Below are 16,894 nucleotides of genomic sequence, written 5' to 3' on the forward strand. Positions count from 1 at the left end.
AATGGTTGATTACATTCGTTTCAGGATGGAAAACAGCGGCAGATGAGCGGGAAATGACGGGCAGGCCAGCGGCCCGCCCGTGAAGGCGTAAGAATCAGAACAGCATGCGTGCGCGAACCGTGCCCGGAATCGCTTTCATGCTTTGCAGCGCTTTCTGTGCCACGTCTTCTTCTGCTTCGATATCGATAACCACATAACCCATCTGCGGCGTGGTTTGCAGGTACTGTGCGGCAATGTTGACGCCCTGCTCAGCGAAAATCTGGTTGATGGCAGTTAACACACCAGGACGGTTTTCATGGATGTGCAGCAGGCGGCGGCCACCGTGAATCGGCAGTGAGACTTCCGGGAAGTTCACCGCAGAAAGGGTTGAGCCGTTGTCGGAATATTTCGCCAGTTTACCCGCCACTTCCAGGCCGATATTTTCCTGCGCTTCCTGCGTTGAACCGCCAATATGCGGCGTCAGGATCACGTTATCAAACTCGCACAGCGGCGAGGTGAACGGGTCACTGTTAGTTGCCGGTTCAGTCGGGAAGACGTCGATCGCCGCGCCCGCCAGGTGTTTGCTCGCCAGCGCATCGCACAACGCCGGGATATCCACAACGGTGCCGCGAGAGGCGTTAATCAACAGCGAGCCCGGCTTCATCAACGCCAGCTCTTCCACACCCATCATGTTTTTGGTGGAGGCGTTTTCCGGCACGTGCAGGCTGACCACATCGCTCATATTCAGCAGGTCGGAGAGATGCTGAACCTGCGTCGCATTGCCCAGCGGCAGTTTGTTTTCGATGTCGTAGAAGAAAACGTGCATCCCCAGTGATTCCGCCAGAATGCCCAGCTGTGTGCCAATATGACCGTAGCCGATAATGCCCAGTTTTTTGCCGCGCGCTTCAAAAGAGCCCACGGCCAGTTTATTCCACACGCCACGGTGTGCTTTGGCGTTCGCTTCCGGCACGCCGCGCAGTAGCAGCAGCAGTTCGCCAATCACCAACTCGGCCACGGAACGGGTGTTCGAGAACGGTGCGTTAAAGACCGGTACGCCGCGTTTGGCAGCCGCTTTCAGGTCAACCTGGTTGGTGCCGATGCAGAAGCAACCCACAGCCACCAGTTTTTCCGCCGCCTCAAAAATTTCTTCGGTCAGATGCGTACGGGAGCGCAGGCCAATGAAATGGGCATCACGGATAGACTCTTTCAGCTGCTCGCTGTCCAGCGCGCCTTTGTGAAACTCGATGTTGGTGTAACCTGCTGCACGAAGGCTGTCCACAGCCTTCTGATGTACGCCTTCTACCAGCAGAAATTTAATCTTCTCTTTTTCCAGTGATACCTTAGCCATTTCCCCGCCCTGTCTTTGTTTTACTGATGTTGTGATGAACGAAAGTTCACCTAAGCAACATATCAAAAAAAACTATCGCGGCAATCTAAACGTTTGCGTGTACGTCATGCGGAAATTTCACGCGGTGCAGAATGTCAGCATAAAATGCTACACATAAGAAATAAGATGGGATGTTAATGAAGTGGTTTTATAAAATGTGATACAAGTCACCAAAATGAGGCAGATAAAAAATTTTGGGGGAATTGCGCTTCCCCCAGTCAGATCATTTCGTGATGGTTTTCACACCATCAGCCGTACCAATGAGTGCCACATCAGCACCACGGTTGGCGAATAATCCTACGGTCACCACACCAGGAATAGCATTGATGGCGTTTTCCAGCGCGATGGCATCAAGAATTTCCAGACCATGTACGTCCAGAATCACGTTGCCGTTGTCAGTTACGACGCCCTGACGGTATTCCGGGCGACCACCCAGCTTCACCAGTTGGCGTGCCACGCAGCTGCGCGCCATCGGGATGACTTCAACCGGCAGCGGGAAATTGCCCAGGATATCGACCTGCTTAGAGGCATCTGCGATACAGATAAATTTGTCCGCAACAGAGGCAATAATCTTTTCACGCGTCAACGCCGCCCCGCCACCTTTGATCATCTGCATGTGGCCGTTGATTTCATCCGCACCGTCAACGTAGATCCCCAGACGGTCAACTTCATTGAGGTCAAAAACCGTGATCCCAAGGCTTTTCAGTTTCTCGGTGGAAGCATCAGAGCTGGATACCGCGCCTTCAATCTGCCCTTTCATGGTACCCAGCGCATCAATAAAGTGTGCTGCGGTAGAGCCTGTGCCCACTCCAACAATGGTGCCCGGTTGTACATATTGAAGCGCCGCCCAGCCTACTGCTTTTTTCAGTTCATCCTGCGTCATGATTATTGCCCGTGCTGTAATGATATTTGCCGCATTATAGAACATATGGACACAATGGCGCATTGCGCCAGGCACCAATTTCGTCTGTATCTGCCTGCAATTTATGTCATAGTGCGAGATAACGATTTTAGAGGAGCCCCTCAACGCAATGAAACGTCCTGACTACAGAACATTACAGGCGCTGGATGCGGTTATTCGGGAACGCGGCTTTGAGCGCGCAGCGCAAAAGCTTTGCATCACCCAGTCAGCCGTATCGCAGAGAATCAAACAACTGGAAAACATGTTCGGGCAACCGTTGCTGGTGCGAACCGTGCCGCCACGTCCTACGGAGCAGGGTCAAAAGCTGTTGGCGCTACTGCGTCAGGTTGAGCTGCTGGAAGACGAGTGGCTTGGCGATGAGCAAACGGGTTCGACGCCGCTGCTGCTATCGCTGGCGGTCAACGCCGACAGTCTGGCAACCTGGCTGCTGCCAGCGCTTGCCGATGTGCTGGTTAACTCGCCTATCCGTCTGAATTTGCAGGTTGAGGATGAAACTCGCACACAAGAACGCTTGCGTCGCGGTGAAGTGGTTGGCGCGGTGAGTATCCAGCCGCAGGCCCTACCAAGCTGCCTGGTTGATCAGTTAGGCGCGCTGGACTATCTGTTTGTCGGTTCAAAAGCGTTTGCCGAGCGCTATTTCCCGAATGGCGTGACGCGTTCAGCGCTGCTGAAAGCGCCTGCCGTGGCGTTCGACCATCTCGACGATATGCATCAGGCCTTCCTGCAGCAAAACTTTGATTTGCCGCCGGGCAGCGTGCCGTGTCATATCGTGAATTCATCAGAAGCCTTCGTTCAGCTGGCGCGTCAGGGAACGACCTGCTGCATGATTCCGCATTTGCAGATTGAAAAAGAATTGGCTTCAGGTGAGCTGATTGACCTGACCCCAGGACTGTTCCAGCGTCGGATGTTGTACTGGCACCGCTTTGCGCCGGAAAGCCGCATGATGCGCAATGTGACGGATGCGCTGCTGGCCTATGGGCGTCGGGTGTTACGGCAGGATTAAAGGTTAACGTCGGATGGCGCTGCGCCATCCGACATATCGACGATTACTGCGCTTTCGCGGGGGTGGCTGGCTGAGACTGCGCCTGAGCAGGTTGCAGCTCAAACACTACGTCTACCTGATCACCAAACTGAATGGTCGGCTGTTCGTAAGTCTCTTCCGCTGATACCGGTGCGGCATCCGCTTTCATCATGCGAACCATCGGGCTCGGCTGATAGTTCGATACGTGGTAACGCACGCTGTAAACCGGCCCCAGTTTGCTGTTAAAGCCCGCGGCCAGTTCTTTAGCCTGATGAATTGCGTCATCAATTGCCGCTTTACGCGCTTTATCTTTGTAAGCATCCGGCTGAGCCACGCCCAGCGACACAGAGCGAATTTCGTTCAGGCCGGCTTTCAACGCGCCGTCCAGCAGAGAATTAAGCTTATCCAACTGACGCAGCGTCACTTCAACGGTACGCACCGCGCGATAACCCTTCAGAATGCTTTTGCCATTCTGATAGTCATAATCAGGCTGGGTACGCAGGTTGGCTGAGCTAATATCTTTCTTCGCCACACCGTTCTGCTCAAGGAAGGAGAGGTACTGCGCCACGCGCTGATCCGCCTGCTTCTTCGCCGTCGCCGCATCTTTAGCCGCGATATTCACTTCAATTGCCAGGGTGGCAATATCCGGGGTCGCATCAACGCTGGCCGTACCGGAGGTGACAATATGCGGGCCGTTAGGTAATTCATTCGCCTGTACCGACATCGCGCTCAAACCCATTAATGCTGTCAGCGCCATCACTTTAAACTTCACTGTCGTCTCTCCATGTTACGTTATCACCCGAAAATACAGGTACTCGCATCCAAGCTTAGCGCTTCATAAGCGAAAGTCCATCGGACAACGCTTAGTTGAACAAGGCGTGAACATGCCCGATGCCCTCTTTCGCCAGTTGGAAAGCGATAAACCACATCACCACACCGACCAGGGTGTTAATGATGCGCTGGGCTTTAGCGGTGCGCAGGCGCGGCGCCAGCCAGGCAGCAAGCAGCGCCAGACCAAAGAACCACAGGAACGATGCGCTCACGGTGCCGAGCGCAAACCAGCGCTTAGGTTCCACATCAAGCTGCCCGCCAAGGCTTCCCAGCACTACAAACGTATCGAGATAAACGTGCGGATTCAGCCAGGTCACCGCCAGCATAGTGGCGACAATCTTCCAGCGGCCCTGCTTGAGTACCTCGGCACTGGCGAGTTCCAGATTGCTGCTCATTGCCGTTTTCAGTGCGCCATAGCCATACCAGAGCAAAAAGGCGACGCCACCCCACGTTACGAGCGCCAGCAGCCACGGCGACTGCATCAGCAGCGCACTGCCGCCAAAAATACCGGCGCAAATCAGCAGCAGATCGCTGACGGCGCAGAGCAGTGCAATCATGATGTGGTACTGACGGCGAATGCCCTGGTTCATCACAAACGCGTTCTGGGGGCCGAGGGGAAGAATCATGGCAGCGCCAAGCGCAAGCCCTTGAAAGTAGTAAGATATCACGAGATTTATCCTGAGCTGTGTCTGTTTACGGCAGACTATAGCGCGGGATGATCATTAGCGGAAATTGATAATTTTAATCGCTTATAAGGCAGGCTAATAATGGCGGAGCGGCGCTCCGCCATTGGCAGGAAATATTATTCTGCGTCTTCTTTCACGCGTTTGAAATTCACGTCCATTTGCGGATACGGGAAGCTAATACCGGCGGCGTCAAACTCACGTTTAATGCGTTCCAGCACGTCCCAGTAAACATTTTGCAGGTCGCCGCTGTTACTCCAGGTACGCACCACAAAGTTAATCGACGAGGCGCCAAGCTCATTCAGGCGCACAGTCATTTCGCGATCTTTTAGAATACGCTCATCGGACTGGATGATATTGGTGAGAATGGATTTCACCTGATCGATATCAGAATCATACGCCACGCCAATAATGAATTCATTACGGCGCACCGGCTCACGCGAGAAGTTAATGATATTACCGGCAATGATTTTCCCGTTCGGGATCACCACGATTTTACCGTCAACGGTACGCATGGTAGTGGAGAAAATCTGCACGTTCAGCACAGTACCGGCCACGCCGCCCAGGTCAACATACTCGCCCGCACGGAACGGACGGAACATCACCAGCAGCACGCCCGCCGCCAGGTTGGAAAGTGAGCCTTGCAACGCCAGACCAACGGCTAAACCCGCGGCACCCAGCACCGCAATCACCGACGCGGTCTGAACGCCTACACGTCCCAGCGCGGCAATCAGCGTAAACGCGATAATCGCATAGCGAACCAGTGCAGAAAGAAAATCCGCCACGGTGGCGTCAATGTGACGCGCGCGCATCAGACGGTTTACGGTGTTAGAAACCAGGCGGGCGATGATCATCCCGACGATGATAATCGCGATGGCCGCGACGATATTCACGGCATAACTGAGCAACAGCGCCTGGTTGCGCACCAGCCAGGTGCCCGCCCCATTAATGCTGTCGACTACATTTAAATCTTCCATTCAAACTCCCCGAAAATAAAAAAATGTGAGTTGGCTCTCACGAAAAATGACTCTTTAAAGGTAAACAAAAAGCGTCAAATATTCCATTTTTCAATATGATTCAGAGAGTGAATTGCCGTGAGATCAGTTGCCAGCCGGGCGATCGACCATACGCAGGAAACCACTTACTAAGGCGTTTCGCTGCTTAAAGATCTCTGCAATTTCGCTCACCACCTTGCCGCTGCCGGCATTCTTCCAGGCGAGAGAAAGCGGTGAAGGCTGGCGCGGATGAACAACGTCGCGTGCCACCAGCGCCCCCGATTCCACATAGGGCCGACACATCCGTTCCGGCAGAAAACCGACGCCAAGGCCGCTTAAATGACAAGCCAGTTTAGTGCTGAGGTCAGGCACCTTGATCTCTTTTTGCCCACTCAATAACCATGCCACGCGGCGCGTCAGGGTTCTTGAAGTATCTTCGATATTAATGGCTGGATAACGCCGCAGGATATCATCCGAAAGCGGTGAAGCCGGAAGCGTGGCAAGCGGATGATTGGCCGCCACCACAAACTGCCAACTGATATCGCCCAACGGCAGCAATGAAATATTATTGGAAAGCGACTCCGAACCTGTGACGCCTATCGCCAGTTGAAAATCATCGTAAAGCAGTGAGTCCCACACGCCCATGTAGACCTGGCGCGAAATCTGAAAGCGGGTAAAAGGGAACTGTTGATGCAGCCAGGTTAGCAGGTCTGCCGTGGTTTGCGGTTGGTAGAGCAGGTTATTGATAACAATATTCACCTGTCGTTCAACGCCCGCGTTGATTTGCTGTAGCTCATCCGGCATAGCGTCCAGCCAGTTGAGCCACTGGCGGCAGTGTTCAAGCAGATGCTGCCCGGCGCGCGTAAGGCTGACAGAGCGGGTTGTGCGTAAAAAGAGTTGCGTGCCGACCTGCTCTTCCAGGGTCTTAATGCGATAGCTGATCGCCGCTGGCGTTTTATGCAACGCGCTGGCGGCTCGAGAGAAACTCTCCGTTTCAGCAACCCGAATAAACGTGCGTATTGTTTCCTGATCGAGCATGCACTCTCCTTGATTCTCTTTGCCGCAACCCCTGTTGCGTCATCGCCATTCCTACCAATGTGTCAGCGCCGGACGTGTGACCAATATTCAACAGACGCCGTACCGCAGACTGCGCGCAGCGCGTGGATTGCCAGCGCCGTAACAACCTTAACACTGGCGTCGAGAACGTGCCGTGACGTGCGCTGTTAAGATAGCAACAGCTTACTGAAGTCGTGAGATGCGCGAGTTGATCCGCCGGGGGTAAAAACGGACGCTGTGGTGAAGCGAGACCTGTCGCATACAAGATAGCAAGCGCCCCAATCAGCATATCATCACCGCTCGGCGTCAGGCCGGGTCCGCAACCAATCAGCCATGACCAGTCCGGCGTATCACCATTTAGCCAGCGTTCCAGTTGCTGCGTGAAACGGTCAAAAATCGGCATTGCTGTCAGCGGCTGATTCAGCGCGCCGCACAAACCACTCAGTTGAGGCGAGACATGCACGTTATCCTGCCTGAATGCGGCAACCTCCGGGGTGAGTGAAAGCACGCGACGCGGGCGAATCAAGATATCCGCCCCCCAAAGCAGATTGCCCTGCTTGATAACGCGCGTAAGGTGAGAACACGTTGCAAAGTGATAGGTGGTAAGCAATACGCCCGCCGGGCCCATACCTTTGCCGAAGCGGAAAAGCGTTAACAGGGTACCATCCGGGCGACAGTAGTTTATTGCCTGTGAATAGCGGCTATGCAGCGTCCATTCACCATCGGGTAAATGAGATAACCCGGCGCACGCCTGAGCATTCATGATTTTCATCAGCAGCACTCCGGGGCGGCACTGCCGCCCCTTCTCTTGTTACGCAGTGATGTGGTGCAGCTCCGCCAGCGCTTCCAGTGCTTTCTCGAAGCAAAGCAGCGGCGCACGTACGGTGCCCGCGCCAACCTGGCCAATTCCTGCCTCGCGGTGCGCAATACCGGTGTTAATCAACGGCGTGATGCCCGTTTCGACGACACGACGGATATCCAGCCCCAGGCACGCGCCTTTAAAATCCCAGGAGGGGATCTGGAACAGCGGGTTGTGATCGAGATAGATCTCCGCCATCTCTTCCGATGTCTCCAGCGCAGCACCCATTCCGCCAGCGCCAACAAAGCGGGTTACGCCCGGTGCAGCAATCATCGCCGCACCACCAATACCGAGTGTTTCAGTGATCGCGCTGTCACCAATATCCGGGTTAGCGTCCGCCTGGCTGTAGCCGGTGAAGAATAGCCCCTGCGGCGTGTTTACCGGCGCGGTAAACCAGCGATCGCCCGTGCCGCTCACGCGAATACCGAATTCGCGACCATTGCGCGTCATCGCGGTGACTACCGAGCCCGCTTTAATCACTGCCGCGGCGTCCATCACTGCCTTGCTGTAGGCCATCGCCAGATTCAGGAAGAACTGATCGGTCACGCTGAGGAACTGTAATACCTCAATCACTTCGGCTTTAGGGCGATCCAGGCCCGCGATCACCGGAGATAACGTGCGCAGCAGGAGTGAAGAGGCAGCGATATTACGCTGATGGAATTCATCGCCCATGGTGATGGCCTGCGCCATCAGCGCGGTAAGATCGATGCCATTATCCAGTTTGCTAATCGCATCCTGAAGTACCGGCGCCAGCGTATCGCGCATCCAGCGCAAACGTTGCTGGACGTCGTCGCCGTAGGCACCAAAGCGCATCACCTTGCCAATGCCTTCGTTCAGATTGCAGCAAGCATGGTTACCGTGGACCGTATCTTTCACTACCAGAACCGGCATATTCGCAGAGGTGATTCCCCCCATCGGCCCCACGGCGCCAACATGATGACAAGGGATGAATTCTACCTCGCCCTGTCCTAGCAAACGGACCGCCTCTTCTTCCGTTGCAGCCCAGCCCTCAAACAGTGACGCGCCAATACATGCGCCACGCATCGGCCCGGTCATCTCTTCCCATGCAATGGGCGGCCCCGCGTGAAGCAGTTTGCGGCCTGATGCCAGCGTGACGACCACCTCTTTCGCGGGTCGAACGGCAACCCAGTGCGGTCGGGCAGCTTTGATGCGTTCAATGATGGCTTCGTTAGCCTGTGCAATTGATGAATACATATCCGTACCTCTAACTTAATGTAACTGTTTGAGAAGACTGGCCAGATGCGCGTTGCCGCCGGCAACAGGCGCCCACTGATAGTGCACAACAGGTGTGCCGCTGCTTTGCAGATCCAGCGCGAAACTGCGTAAACCGGCGTTGATGACCTGCACACCGTCCAGCAGCGGGTAGTGTTTTTCTGCCGAATGGCTTTCCTGGTGATGCGTCAGGCTAATGGCGAGCAGAATCGCCTCTTCCAGGGTCTCGACGACCGCAACGCCCGCTTCACGAAGTTTTTCGCTTTGCGCGGTGCGACCCTGCGGATCGCCTTCGGTTCCCGTCAGTGTGGCGATAGTGACCAGCGGCACGGCGCGGCGTGCGCGTACCTGTTCCAGTGCTTCTACCACTGCGCCAGCAGGGTCTTCACAGGCACCGTAACCGAGCACCACATCCAGCAGCAGCACACCGACTTCCGGCATCGCGGCCAGTTTTTCGATTTCAATACTGCGGGTGGTCGGATCAATCATCGGATGTGGCCTGCCGAGGGTGTAACTGTCATCCCCGAGGTCAACAATCCGGTGACCGCCTGCGTCCAGCATCACGCCTTGCGCATGGCTTTCACTCACCGGCACATTTAACCCCGCAGAGAGCAGCATCGCCGCTTCCGCCGCCAGGGTTCCCCCGGCATACAGCCCATAAATACCTTTGCCCGCTACTTCCGGTTGAATCTGTCGTTGTTGCGCGACGCGCATCAGCAACACCGCCAGACGCGCGGCTTCAGATAATGAGTTCGCCAGCCAGACGTTTCCTTCACGGTGCTGTTCCGGCTTACTGCCAAGAAAGAGTGCGACAACGGGTTTCCCGACGTTCTGCATCGCGGCGATAATCCGCGTGCGAACCTGTGGCGACGGAGGTTTCGAGACAAAGGCAATCACCTGAGTCGCTTCATCAGAGGCCAGCATCTCAAGCGCAGTTAGCGCGCTAATGCCGCCGATATCGGCACTTAAATCTCGCCCACCTAACCCAATCGCATGACTGATGCCCTGTTGATGCAAGGCCACCTGCGAGGTGATCTCCTGAATGCCCGTCCCCGAGGCGCCAATCACACCGATGCCCCCTTCCGGCAGTACGTTAGCGAACGCCAGCGGGCTCCCGGCAATCATCGCTGTACCGCAGTCTGGCCCCATAACGATAAGCCCGCGTTCACGCGCCAGCGTTTTCAGTTCCAACTCTTGCGCCAGCGGGACGTTATCGGAAAACAACATCACGTTTTTACCTGCCTGCAGCCCCTCTTTTGCCACCGAGGCGGCGTACTCCCCTGCCACCGAGACCAGCAACAGATTAGCCTGCGGTAATTTCTGACATGCGCTTTCCCAACGGCGGGCTTTCAGCAGTTGTTGTGAGCTGCCTGATGCGCTGGCAATAGCGCTGAGTTCTTTCTCCAGTTGCTCACGGATTAAATCCATAATCGCCGGTTGTTCTGTTTCAGTACGTACCGCCACACAGATGTCGTTAGGTGTGGCTTCAGCGAAGTCGTCATGCCAGAAACCGGTCGATTCAAGCATCGATTTATTCGCCGGCGTACCCATCATTACCGATACCTGATCCACTTCCGGACGTTCACTCAATTTGCGGGAAATAATCATCAGGCTGACGGAGTCCTGAAAACTTCCCTTTTTAATAAAGGCGTAAATCATTACCGCTACCTCTTATGTACGTTTTTCTTTTAAAAACAGCATGGCGACCAGACCAATAGCCAATAGAACGGCTGAAACATAAAAACTGGAGGCCAGACTTCCGGTCATATCTCGTGCCGCACCGGCAATAATCGGCGCAAGAATAGATGAACTCATGCCGATGAAATTAAATAAGCCAAAAGCGGTGCTGTAATTATTTTCATCCACGCTGTCAGCCACCAGCGCAACCAATACCGGATCAAGCGCCAGTTTGCCCACCAAACCATAAATACACAGGGCAACAATGACGCCAGTCATATTCGGCATCCAAACGATGGAAAGCATGCTGAGAATGGCAACGGGCACCAGGAACATGATTAATGGTTTCCGTTTACCTAATTTATCTGACAGGCTGGAGAATAACAGTGCGCCTGGAATGGAGATCCACGCCACCAGTGATGAAATAAATCCTGTTTCACTACCGGCAATACCACGCTCACTTTGTAAATAGTAAGGCAGCCAGGTCAGGATAACGAAGAAACCAAACAAGCTACAAAACACCATGATGTAGGTAAGAATTAAATTACGGTTCTTCAGCAGGTCGCTAAATTTCCCTTTTTTAATTGGCTTACCGTCAACTTCTGTTGTGCGTTTCTTCTCTTTGACAAAGAACCAAATAGCCAGACCAACAAGAACCGACGGCACCGCCATAGCATAGAACGGCATCCTCCATGAATGGCCCTGATCGTAGACCAGCCAGCTTGAGGTCATCAGCCCCAGCGCAATACCAAACGCCATACCACTGTTGATGATCGCACTTCCCAGCGAGCGGAATTTTTTCGGGATCTGCTCTGAAGACAAGCCGTACTGCGGGCCATAATAGGTTCCCTCGCCCGCGCCTGTGACTACGCGGGCAAAAAGTAATGTGTACCAGCTTTTTGCCCAGCCCGTTACCGCAGTAAAAACGCCAAACAAAATAAATCCGGGCACCAACACTTTTTTCTTGCCAATTTTATCGCCAAGGATCCCTGCTGGCACCTGTAATAAGGCGTAAGAAAAATAGAATACTGAATTAAGAATACCTAATTGTGTCCCTGTTAAACCAAACTCTTTTTCCAGCTCGCCCATTACCGGATTAAGAACGGTACGGTCGGCATACATAAAAATCCAGCCCAACCAGAACAGGAATACGGTGACCCACCAGGCCGGTATTCCTTTTCTTTTTGTGACATCAGTCACTTCACATGAATCAGACATAAGTGAACTCCCGGTAATCATTACCGCTGAATGCCTCTGTCAGGAGGCGTGAGGTTTAAACTGACCTAACCATATCGGGGTTAAGTGAGTTTTCATTTGAGCAAAGTCACACTAAAACTATTGTTATAAATTCCTGGTAACTCACTGCATAATTATTAAAAAAAGTCTAATAATCACTTTTAAATTTAGTTATATAAAAACAATTAAAATGGCGAGGATTAACAAGTTATTTTTCGCGATAATTAAATCATTATCGCCATCACAGTGAATAGAAATGAAGAAACTATATTGAGCGCGACATCATCTATTTTGTGAGGCAATAATGAAAAAGAAACTGGTCATTGCCCTTGGCGGTAATGCGTTATTACAGCGTGGTGAAATCCTCAGCGCTGAGAATCAGCAGAAAAGCATTCAACTCTTTTCCCAAATGGTGGCGCAGCTGGCGCGTGATTATCAGTTGGTGATCGTTCACGGCAATGGCCCGCAGGTTGGTCTGCTGGCGTTGCAGAATGCCGCCTATCAGGATGCGCCTGCCTGGCCGCTGGATATCCTGGTTGCCGAGAGCCAGGGGATGATTGGCTTTGCGATTGCCCAGGAGCTCACGGCCAACAGCAGCGCACCGATCACCACGCTGATGACTCGCGTAGAAGTTGATCCGAATGACGATGCCTTTGCATCGCCAGGCAAATACATCGGGCCCGTATATCCACCAGAACAGCAGGCCGAACTGCAGGCGCGCTATGGCTGGCAAATGAAGGCAGATGGCCAGTATATTCGCCGCGTGGTTGCTTCCCCCACCCCGTTAAAAATTATCGATAGCGAGGCGATCCGCACGCTAATGGATGACGGGCATCTGGTGATTTGCTGCGGGGGCGGCGGGATTCCGGTCATTGCAAAAGAGGGCGGCTATCAGGGTATCGAAGCCGTCATTGATAAAGATTTGACGGCAGCCGTGCTGGCCCAGGCAATCAGCGCCGATCATCTGCTCATTTTGACCGATGCCGATGCGGTGTATGAAAATTGGGGTACGCCAAAGGCCCGCGCTTTACGGCACATTACCCCTGTGGAACTGGCGCCGTTCGCCGCACCGGATGGGGCGATGGGGCCAAAAGCCGCTGCGGTCATTCAGTTTGTAAAGCAAACAGGAAATGCGGCGTTTATTGGTGCGCTGAAAGATGCGCCACAAATACTTGCAGGAAAAAAAGGCACCTGCATTTCAGTCTAACGATCTGTTCTTTAATCAAAAAAAGGCTTCCCGGAGGAAGCCTTTTATCAATCATGTTGCCTCAAATTACAGAACGTCAACCGCGTTCAGTTCTTTGAAAGCCTGCTCCAGACGCGCGCTCATGCTGGTCTGGCCAGCGCGCAGCCATACGCGCGGATCGTAGTATTTTTTGTTCGGCTGGTCTTCGCCTTTCGGGTTGCCCAACTGACCCTGCAGGTAAGCTTCGTTGGTTTTGTAGTAGTTCAGAATACCTTCCCAGGTTGCCCATTGGGTATCGGTATCGATGTTCATTTTCACTACGCCGTAGCTTACGGAATCTTTGATTTCCTGAGCAGAAGAACCGGAACCGCCGTGGAAGACGAAGTTCAGGCTGTTGTGGGGCAGGTTGTGTTTCTTAGAAACATAGTCCTGAGAATCACGCAGGATAGTCGGGGTCAGAACCACGTTACCTGGTTTGTATACGCCGTGTACGTTACCGAAGGAAGCGGCGATGGTGAAACGCGGGCTGATTTTGCTCAGTTCAGTGTACGCGTAATCAACGTCTTCCGGCTGAGTGTACAGTGCAGAAGCGTCCATGTGGCTGTTGTCCACGCCGTCTTCTTCACCACCGGTGCAACCCAGTTCGATTTCCAGCGTCATGCCCATTTTGGACATACGCGCCAGGTATTTGGAGCAGATTTCGATGTTCTCGTGCAGAGACTCTTCAGACAGGTCGATCATGTGAGAAGAGAACAGCGGTTTGCCGGTAGCAGCGAAGTGTTTTTCACCCGCGTCCAGCAGGCCGTCGATCCACGGCAGCAGTTTTTTCGCGCAGTGGTCAGTGTGCAGAATAACCGGCACACCGTAGTGCTCTGCCATCTGGTGAACGTGATGCGCGCCAGAGATAGCGCCCATGATGGCTGCGCCCTGAGGAACGTCAGTTTTCACGCCTTTACCCGCGATGAATGCTGCGCCACCGTTGGAGAACTGAACGATAACCGGTGCTTTAACTTTTGCAGCGGTTTCCAGAACGGCGTTGATGGAGTCGGTGCCCACGCAGTTTACTGCTGGCAGTGCAAAGTTGTTTTCTTTTGCTACCTGGAACACTTTCTGAACGTCATCACCAGTGATAACACCAGGTTTTACGAAATCAAAAATTTTAGACATGTTTACGAGTCCTATCTGTATCTTCGGCCGTTAGAAAAAGAAGTGCGAGCTATATAGCGCGCGAAAAACAGGCGGGTTTCCCCGCCTGCTCAAACATTACTTCTTAGCGCGCTCTTCGAGCATTGCAACTGCTGGCAGTACTTTGCCTTCCACGAATTCGAGGAATGCGCCGCCGCCAGTGGAGATGTAGGAGATTTTGTCAGAGATACCGAACAGGTCGATAGCAGCCAGAGTGTCGCCGCCGCCTGCGATGGAGAATGCTTCGCTGTCTGCGATAGCGTTCGCCACGATTTCAGTACCTTTACGGAAGTTCGGGAATTCGAACACGCCAACCGGACCATTCCACAGGATGGTTTTCGCATTTTTCAGAATTTCAGCCAGCTGCTGTGCAGATGCATCGCCGATATCCAGGATCTGCTCGTCTTCTTTCACGTCAGATACGGATTTCAGAGTCGCTGCCGCAGTTTCGGAGAACTCGGTTGCTACGCGTACATCAGTTGGAACCGGAATGTCACAGGTGGTCAGCAGACGTTTGGCTTCATCAACCAGGTCAGCTTCATACAGAGATTTACCGACGTTGTGGCCTTGAGCGGCAACGAAGGTGTTCGCGATACCACCACCAACGATCAGTTGGTCAGCGATTTTAGACAGAGAGTCCAGAACGGTCAGTTTGGTGGAAACTTTAGAACCACCCACGATAGCCACCATCGGGCGAGCCGGTTCTTTCAGTGCTTTACCCAGCGCGTCCAGTTCAGCAGCCAGCAGCGGGCCTGCGCACGCAACGTCAGCGAATTTGCCGATACCGTGAGTAGAAGCCTGCGCACGGTGAGCAGTACCGAAAGCATCCATTACGAATACGTCGCACAGCGCAGCGTATTTTTTGGACAGTGCTTCGTCGTCTTTTTTCTCGCCTTTGTTGAAGCGAACGTTTTCCAGAACAACCAGTTCACCTGCAGCAACTTCAACGCCATCCAGGTAATCTTTAACCAGACGTACCGGAGCAGACAATTTATCTTTCAGGTAATTAACAACCGGCAGCAGAGAGAATTCTTCGTTGTACTCGCCTTCGGTCGGACGACCCAGGTGGGAGGTTACCATCACTTTCGCGCCTTGTTTCAGGGCCAGTTCGATGGTCGGCAGGGAAGCACGGATACGCGCGTCGCTGGTTACTTTCCCTTCTTTAACTGGTACGTTCAGATCCGCACGGATAAAAACACGTTTACCAGCAAGATCCAGATCGGTCATCTTAATTACAGACATGGTGAATCCTCTCGTTGATTCATAAAGTTTTGCAGACGCATTCGCGTCCTACCTGAAACCTTGTGCGGCCATCGCTAACGTGGTGTCGAGCATTCGGTTAGCAAAGCCCCATTCGTTATCGCACCAGACCAGTGTTTTGATCAGATGCGCCCCACTCACCCGCGTTTGGGTGCCATCGACAATGGCACTGTGCGGATCGTGGTTAAAATCTGTTGAGACCAACGGTAATTCCGTATAGTCAACTATACCATGAAATGCATCCCGTGCTGCTTTTTGCAGCAACTGGTTGACTTCATTAGCGTTTACCGGATTTTTCACCGTTACGCTCAGGTCGATTGCCGTGACGTTAATGGTTGGTACACGCACCGCAATCGCTTCGAATCGGTCATTAAACTGCGGGAAAATACGCGTAATTCCTGCGGCAAGCTTTGTATCAACGGGAATGATCGACTGACTCGCGGCACGCGTGCGGCGCAGGTCCGGATGATAGGCGTCAATCACCTGTTGATCGTGCATCGCGGAGTGAATCGTCGTCACCGTCCCCGACTCAATGCCCCAGGCATCATCCAACAGTTTTATGATGGGGATTATGCAATTCGTGGTACAGGAGGCATTGGAGACAATTCGGTGTTCGGGGCGTAACGCGTCATGGTTCACGCCATAAACCACCGTGGCGTCGAGGTCGTTGCTACCGGGATGTGAAAAGAGCACCTTCTTCGCGCCTGCGGCGATATGCGCTTCGCCGTCCGCTCGACTACCGTACACACCGGTACAATCAAGCACCACATCAACCGACAGTTCACGCCAGGGCAGCGCGTTAATCTCGCGCTCGTGCAGAAGACGAATGCTGTCGTCGCCGACAAACAGCTGTTCCCGTTCCTGGCGAACGTCCCAGGCAAAACGGCCATGGCTGGTGTCATATTTCAACAAATGCGCGATGCCCGCAGCATCCGCCAGTTCATTGATTGCCACCACGGTGATTTCCGCACGGCGTCCGGATTCATACAAAGCACGAACCACGTTACGCCCAATGCGACCGAAGCCATTAATCGCTACGCGTACGGTCATAGGTCTCCTGCAAGGTCATCCCAAAGCAATGTGGCTGACAGAGTAATGCAGCAAATCATTCCGGGAAACCTTACCTGCCACAAACAGTGACTGATTGGTCAAATGTCGAACACTTCATCGACTGAAACGCTTCAGCCAGAATAAGCGAAACCTGGAATAAAAGGAATGATTGTCCAGACAAACGCACCAGGAATCTGACGTACATCACATTTCTACAGGAATAATTAGCAGCGTTATGCCAGAACGTGTCGGGCGATGGAATAAAGACCGGGTACGGATTCAGACTATCTTTGAATGAGTGATGAGGCGAAATGAAGGGTAAAATTTGCTCGTC

15 protein-coding genes are annotated in these 16,894 nt (G+C 53.3%); 2 read left to right on the forward strand and 13 right to left on the reverse strand.

The window, feature by feature from the left end; genetic code table 11:
* Nucleotides 1–94: 94 nt before the first annotated feature.
* A complete protein-coding gene (gene serA / locus NMC31_RS10150) occupies nt 95–1,327 on the reverse strand; it encodes a phosphoglycerate dehydrogenase (RefSeq protein WP_253897840.1) in 1,233 nt (410 codons plus the stop codon).
* 262 nt (nt 1,328–1,589) lie between these two features.
* Nucleotides 1,590–2,249, reverse strand: coding sequence for a ribose-5-phosphate isomerase RpiA (rpiA, locus tag NMC31_RS10155; RefSeq protein ID WP_108475851.1), 660 nt, complete (start codon nt 2,247–2,249; stop codon nt 1,590–1,592).
* Between the two features lie 148 nt (nt 2,250–2,397).
* Here rpiA and argP point away from each other — a divergent pair, with 148 nt between their 5' ends.
* Complete coding sequence (gene argP / locus NMC31_RS10160) at nt 2,398–3,291, forward strand: DNA-binding transcriptional regulator ArgP (protein WP_015963109.1); 894 nt, start codon at nt 2,398–2,400, stop codon at nt 3,289–3,291.
* A 43-nt stretch (nt 3,292–3,334) separates the two neighbouring features.
* Here argP and NMC31_RS10165 read toward each other — a convergent pair whose 3' ends face one another.
* The 8 genes from NMC31_RS10165 to NMC31_RS10200 form a co-directional block, all read right to left on the reverse strand.
* Nucleotides 3,335–4,081 carry an oxidative stress defense protein gene (locus NMC31_RS10165; RefSeq protein WP_113857766.1) on the reverse strand — a complete coding sequence of 249 codons (747 nt, stop codon included), beginning with the start codon at nt 4,079–4,081 and terminating at the stop codon, nt 3,335–3,337.
* Nucleotides 4,082–4,172: 91 nt separating this feature from the next.
* The gene (gene argO / locus NMC31_RS10170; RefSeq protein ID WP_015963107.1) at nt 4,173–4,808 is read right to left on the reverse strand and encodes an arginine exporter ArgO; all 636 of its coding nucleotides are present in this window, start codon (nt 4,806–4,808) and stop codon (nt 4,173–4,175) included.
* Nucleotides 4,809–4,942: 134 nt separating this feature from the next.
* Nucleotides 4,943–5,800: a small-conductance mechanosensitive channel MscS gene (locus NMC31_RS10175; RefSeq protein ID WP_149463285.1), complete on the reverse strand. Its 858-nt coding sequence runs from the start codon at nt 5,798–5,800 to the stop codon at nt 4,943–4,945.
* A gap of 123 nt (nt 5,801–5,923) precedes the next feature.
* The gene (gene allS, locus NMC31_RS10180; RefSeq protein ID WP_149463284.1) at nt 5,924–6,856 is read right to left on the reverse strand and encodes an HTH-type transcriptional activator AllS; all 933 of its coding nucleotides are present in this window, start codon (nt 6,854–6,856) and stop codon (nt 5,924–5,926) included.
* Entirely contained in the window at nt 6,813–7,646 is an 834-nt protein-coding gene (locus NMC31_RS10185; RefSeq protein ID WP_253897841.1) for an oxamate carbamoyltransferase subunit AllH family protein, read from the reverse strand. The genes allS and NMC31_RS10185 overlap by 44 nt, the downstream gene beginning before the upstream one ends.
* 39 nt (nt 7,647–7,685) lie before the next feature.
* Entirely contained in the window at nt 7,686–8,948 is a 1,263-nt protein-coding gene (locus NMC31_RS10190; RefSeq protein WP_253897842.1) for a YlbE family protein, read from the reverse strand.
* A 15-nt stretch (nt 8,949–8,963) separates the two neighbouring features.
* Nucleotides 8,964–10,625: an acyl-CoA synthetase FdrA gene (locus tag NMC31_RS10195; protein WP_253897843.1), complete on the reverse strand. Its 1,662-nt coding sequence runs from the start codon at nt 10,623–10,625 to the stop codon at nt 8,964–8,966.
* Between the two features lie 12 nt (nt 10,626–10,637).
* Nucleotides 10,638–11,861, reverse strand: coding sequence for an MFS transporter (locus NMC31_RS10200; protein ID WP_149463280.1), 1,224 nt, complete (start codon nt 11,859–11,861; stop codon nt 10,638–10,640).
* A gap of 322 nt (nt 11,862–12,183) precedes the next feature.
* On the opposite strand from NMC31_RS10200, the gene NMC31_RS10205 reads away from it, so the two are divergent.
* Complete coding sequence (locus NMC31_RS10205; RefSeq protein ID WP_253897844.1) at nt 12,184–13,086, forward strand: carbamate kinase; 903 nt, start codon at nt 12,184–12,186, stop codon at nt 13,084–13,086.
* Between the two features lie 66 nt (nt 13,087–13,152).
* Here NMC31_RS10205 and fbaA read toward each other — a convergent pair whose 3' ends face one another.
* The 3 genes from fbaA to epd all read right to left on the reverse strand — a co-directional run bounded on the left by fbaA (nt 13,153) and on the right by epd (nt 16,560).
* Nucleotides 13,153–14,232 (reverse strand): class II fructose-bisphosphate aldolase, encoded by a 1,080-nt coding sequence (gene fbaA, locus NMC31_RS10210; RefSeq protein ID WP_149463278.1) that lies wholly within the window; start codon nt 14,230–14,232, stop codon nt 13,153–13,155.
* A gap of 96 nt (nt 14,233–14,328) precedes the next feature.
* Complete coding sequence (gene pgk, locus NMC31_RS10215; protein ID WP_149463277.1) at nt 14,329–15,492, reverse strand: phosphoglycerate kinase; 1,164 nt, start codon at nt 15,490–15,492, stop codon at nt 14,329–14,331.
* A 48-nt stretch (nt 15,493–15,540) separates the two neighbouring features.
* Nucleotides 15,541–16,560 (reverse strand): erythrose-4-phosphate dehydrogenase, encoded by a 1,020-nt coding sequence (gene epd, locus NMC31_RS10220; RefSeq protein ID WP_253897845.1) that lies wholly within the window; start codon nt 16,558–16,560, stop codon nt 15,541–15,543.
* Nucleotides 16,561–16,894 lie beyond the last annotated feature (334 nt).

This window comes from Pseudocitrobacter vendiensis, from assembly GCF_943590815.1.
Taxonomy (GTDB): domain Bacteria; phylum Pseudomonadota; class Gammaproteobacteria; order Enterobacterales; family Enterobacteriaceae; genus Pseudocitrobacter; species Pseudocitrobacter vendiensis.

Bases quoted from the DNA above. Each gene is read 5' to 3' on its own strand.
- serA (WP_253897840.1), bottom strand. From the start codon at position 1,327: ATGGCTAAGGTATCACTGGAAAAAGAGAAGATTAAATTTCTGCTGGTA.
- rpiA (WP_108475851.1), bottom strand. From the start codon at position 2,249: ATGACGCAGGATGAACTGAAAAAAGCAGTAGGCTGGGCGGCGCTTCAA.
- argP (WP_015963109.1), top strand. From the start codon at position 2,398: ATGAAACGTCCTGACTACAGAACATTACAGGCGCTGGATGCGGTTATT.
- NMC31_RS10175 (WP_149463285.1), bottom strand. From the start codon at position 5,800: ATGGAAGATTTAAATGTAGTCGACAGCATTAATGGGGCGGGCACCTGG.
- allS (WP_149463284.1), bottom strand. From the start codon at position 6,856: ATGCTCGATCAGGAAACAATACGCACGTTTATTCGGGTTGCTGAAACG.
- NMC31_RS10185 (WP_253897841.1), bottom strand. From the start codon at position 7,646: ATGAAAATCATGAATGCTCAGGCGTGCGCCGGGTTATCTCATTTACCC.
- NMC31_RS10190 (WP_253897842.1), bottom strand. From the start codon at position 8,948: ATGTATTCATCAATTGCACAGGCTAACGAAGCCATCATTGAACGCATC.
- NMC31_RS10195 (WP_253897843.1), bottom strand. From the start codon at position 10,625: ATGATTTACGCCTTTATTAAAAAGGGAAGTTTTCAGGACTCCGTCAGC.
- NMC31_RS10200 (WP_149463280.1), bottom strand. From the start codon at position 11,861: ATGTCTGATTCATGTGAAGTGACTGATGTCACAAAAAGAAAAGGAATA.
- NMC31_RS10205 (WP_253897844.1), top strand. From the start codon at position 12,184: ATGAAAAAGAAACTGGTCATTGCCCTTGGCGGTAATGCGTTATTACAG.
- fbaA (WP_149463278.1), bottom strand. From the start codon at position 14,232: ATGTCTAAAATTTTTGATTTCGTAAAACCTGGTGTTATCACTGGTGAT.
- pgk (WP_149463277.1), bottom strand. From the start codon at position 15,492: ATGTCTGTAATTAAGATGACCGATCTGGATCTTGCTGGTAAACGTGTT.
- epd (WP_253897845.1), bottom strand. From the start codon at position 16,560: ATGACCGTACGCGTAGCGATTAATGGCTTCGGTCGCATTGGGCGTAAC.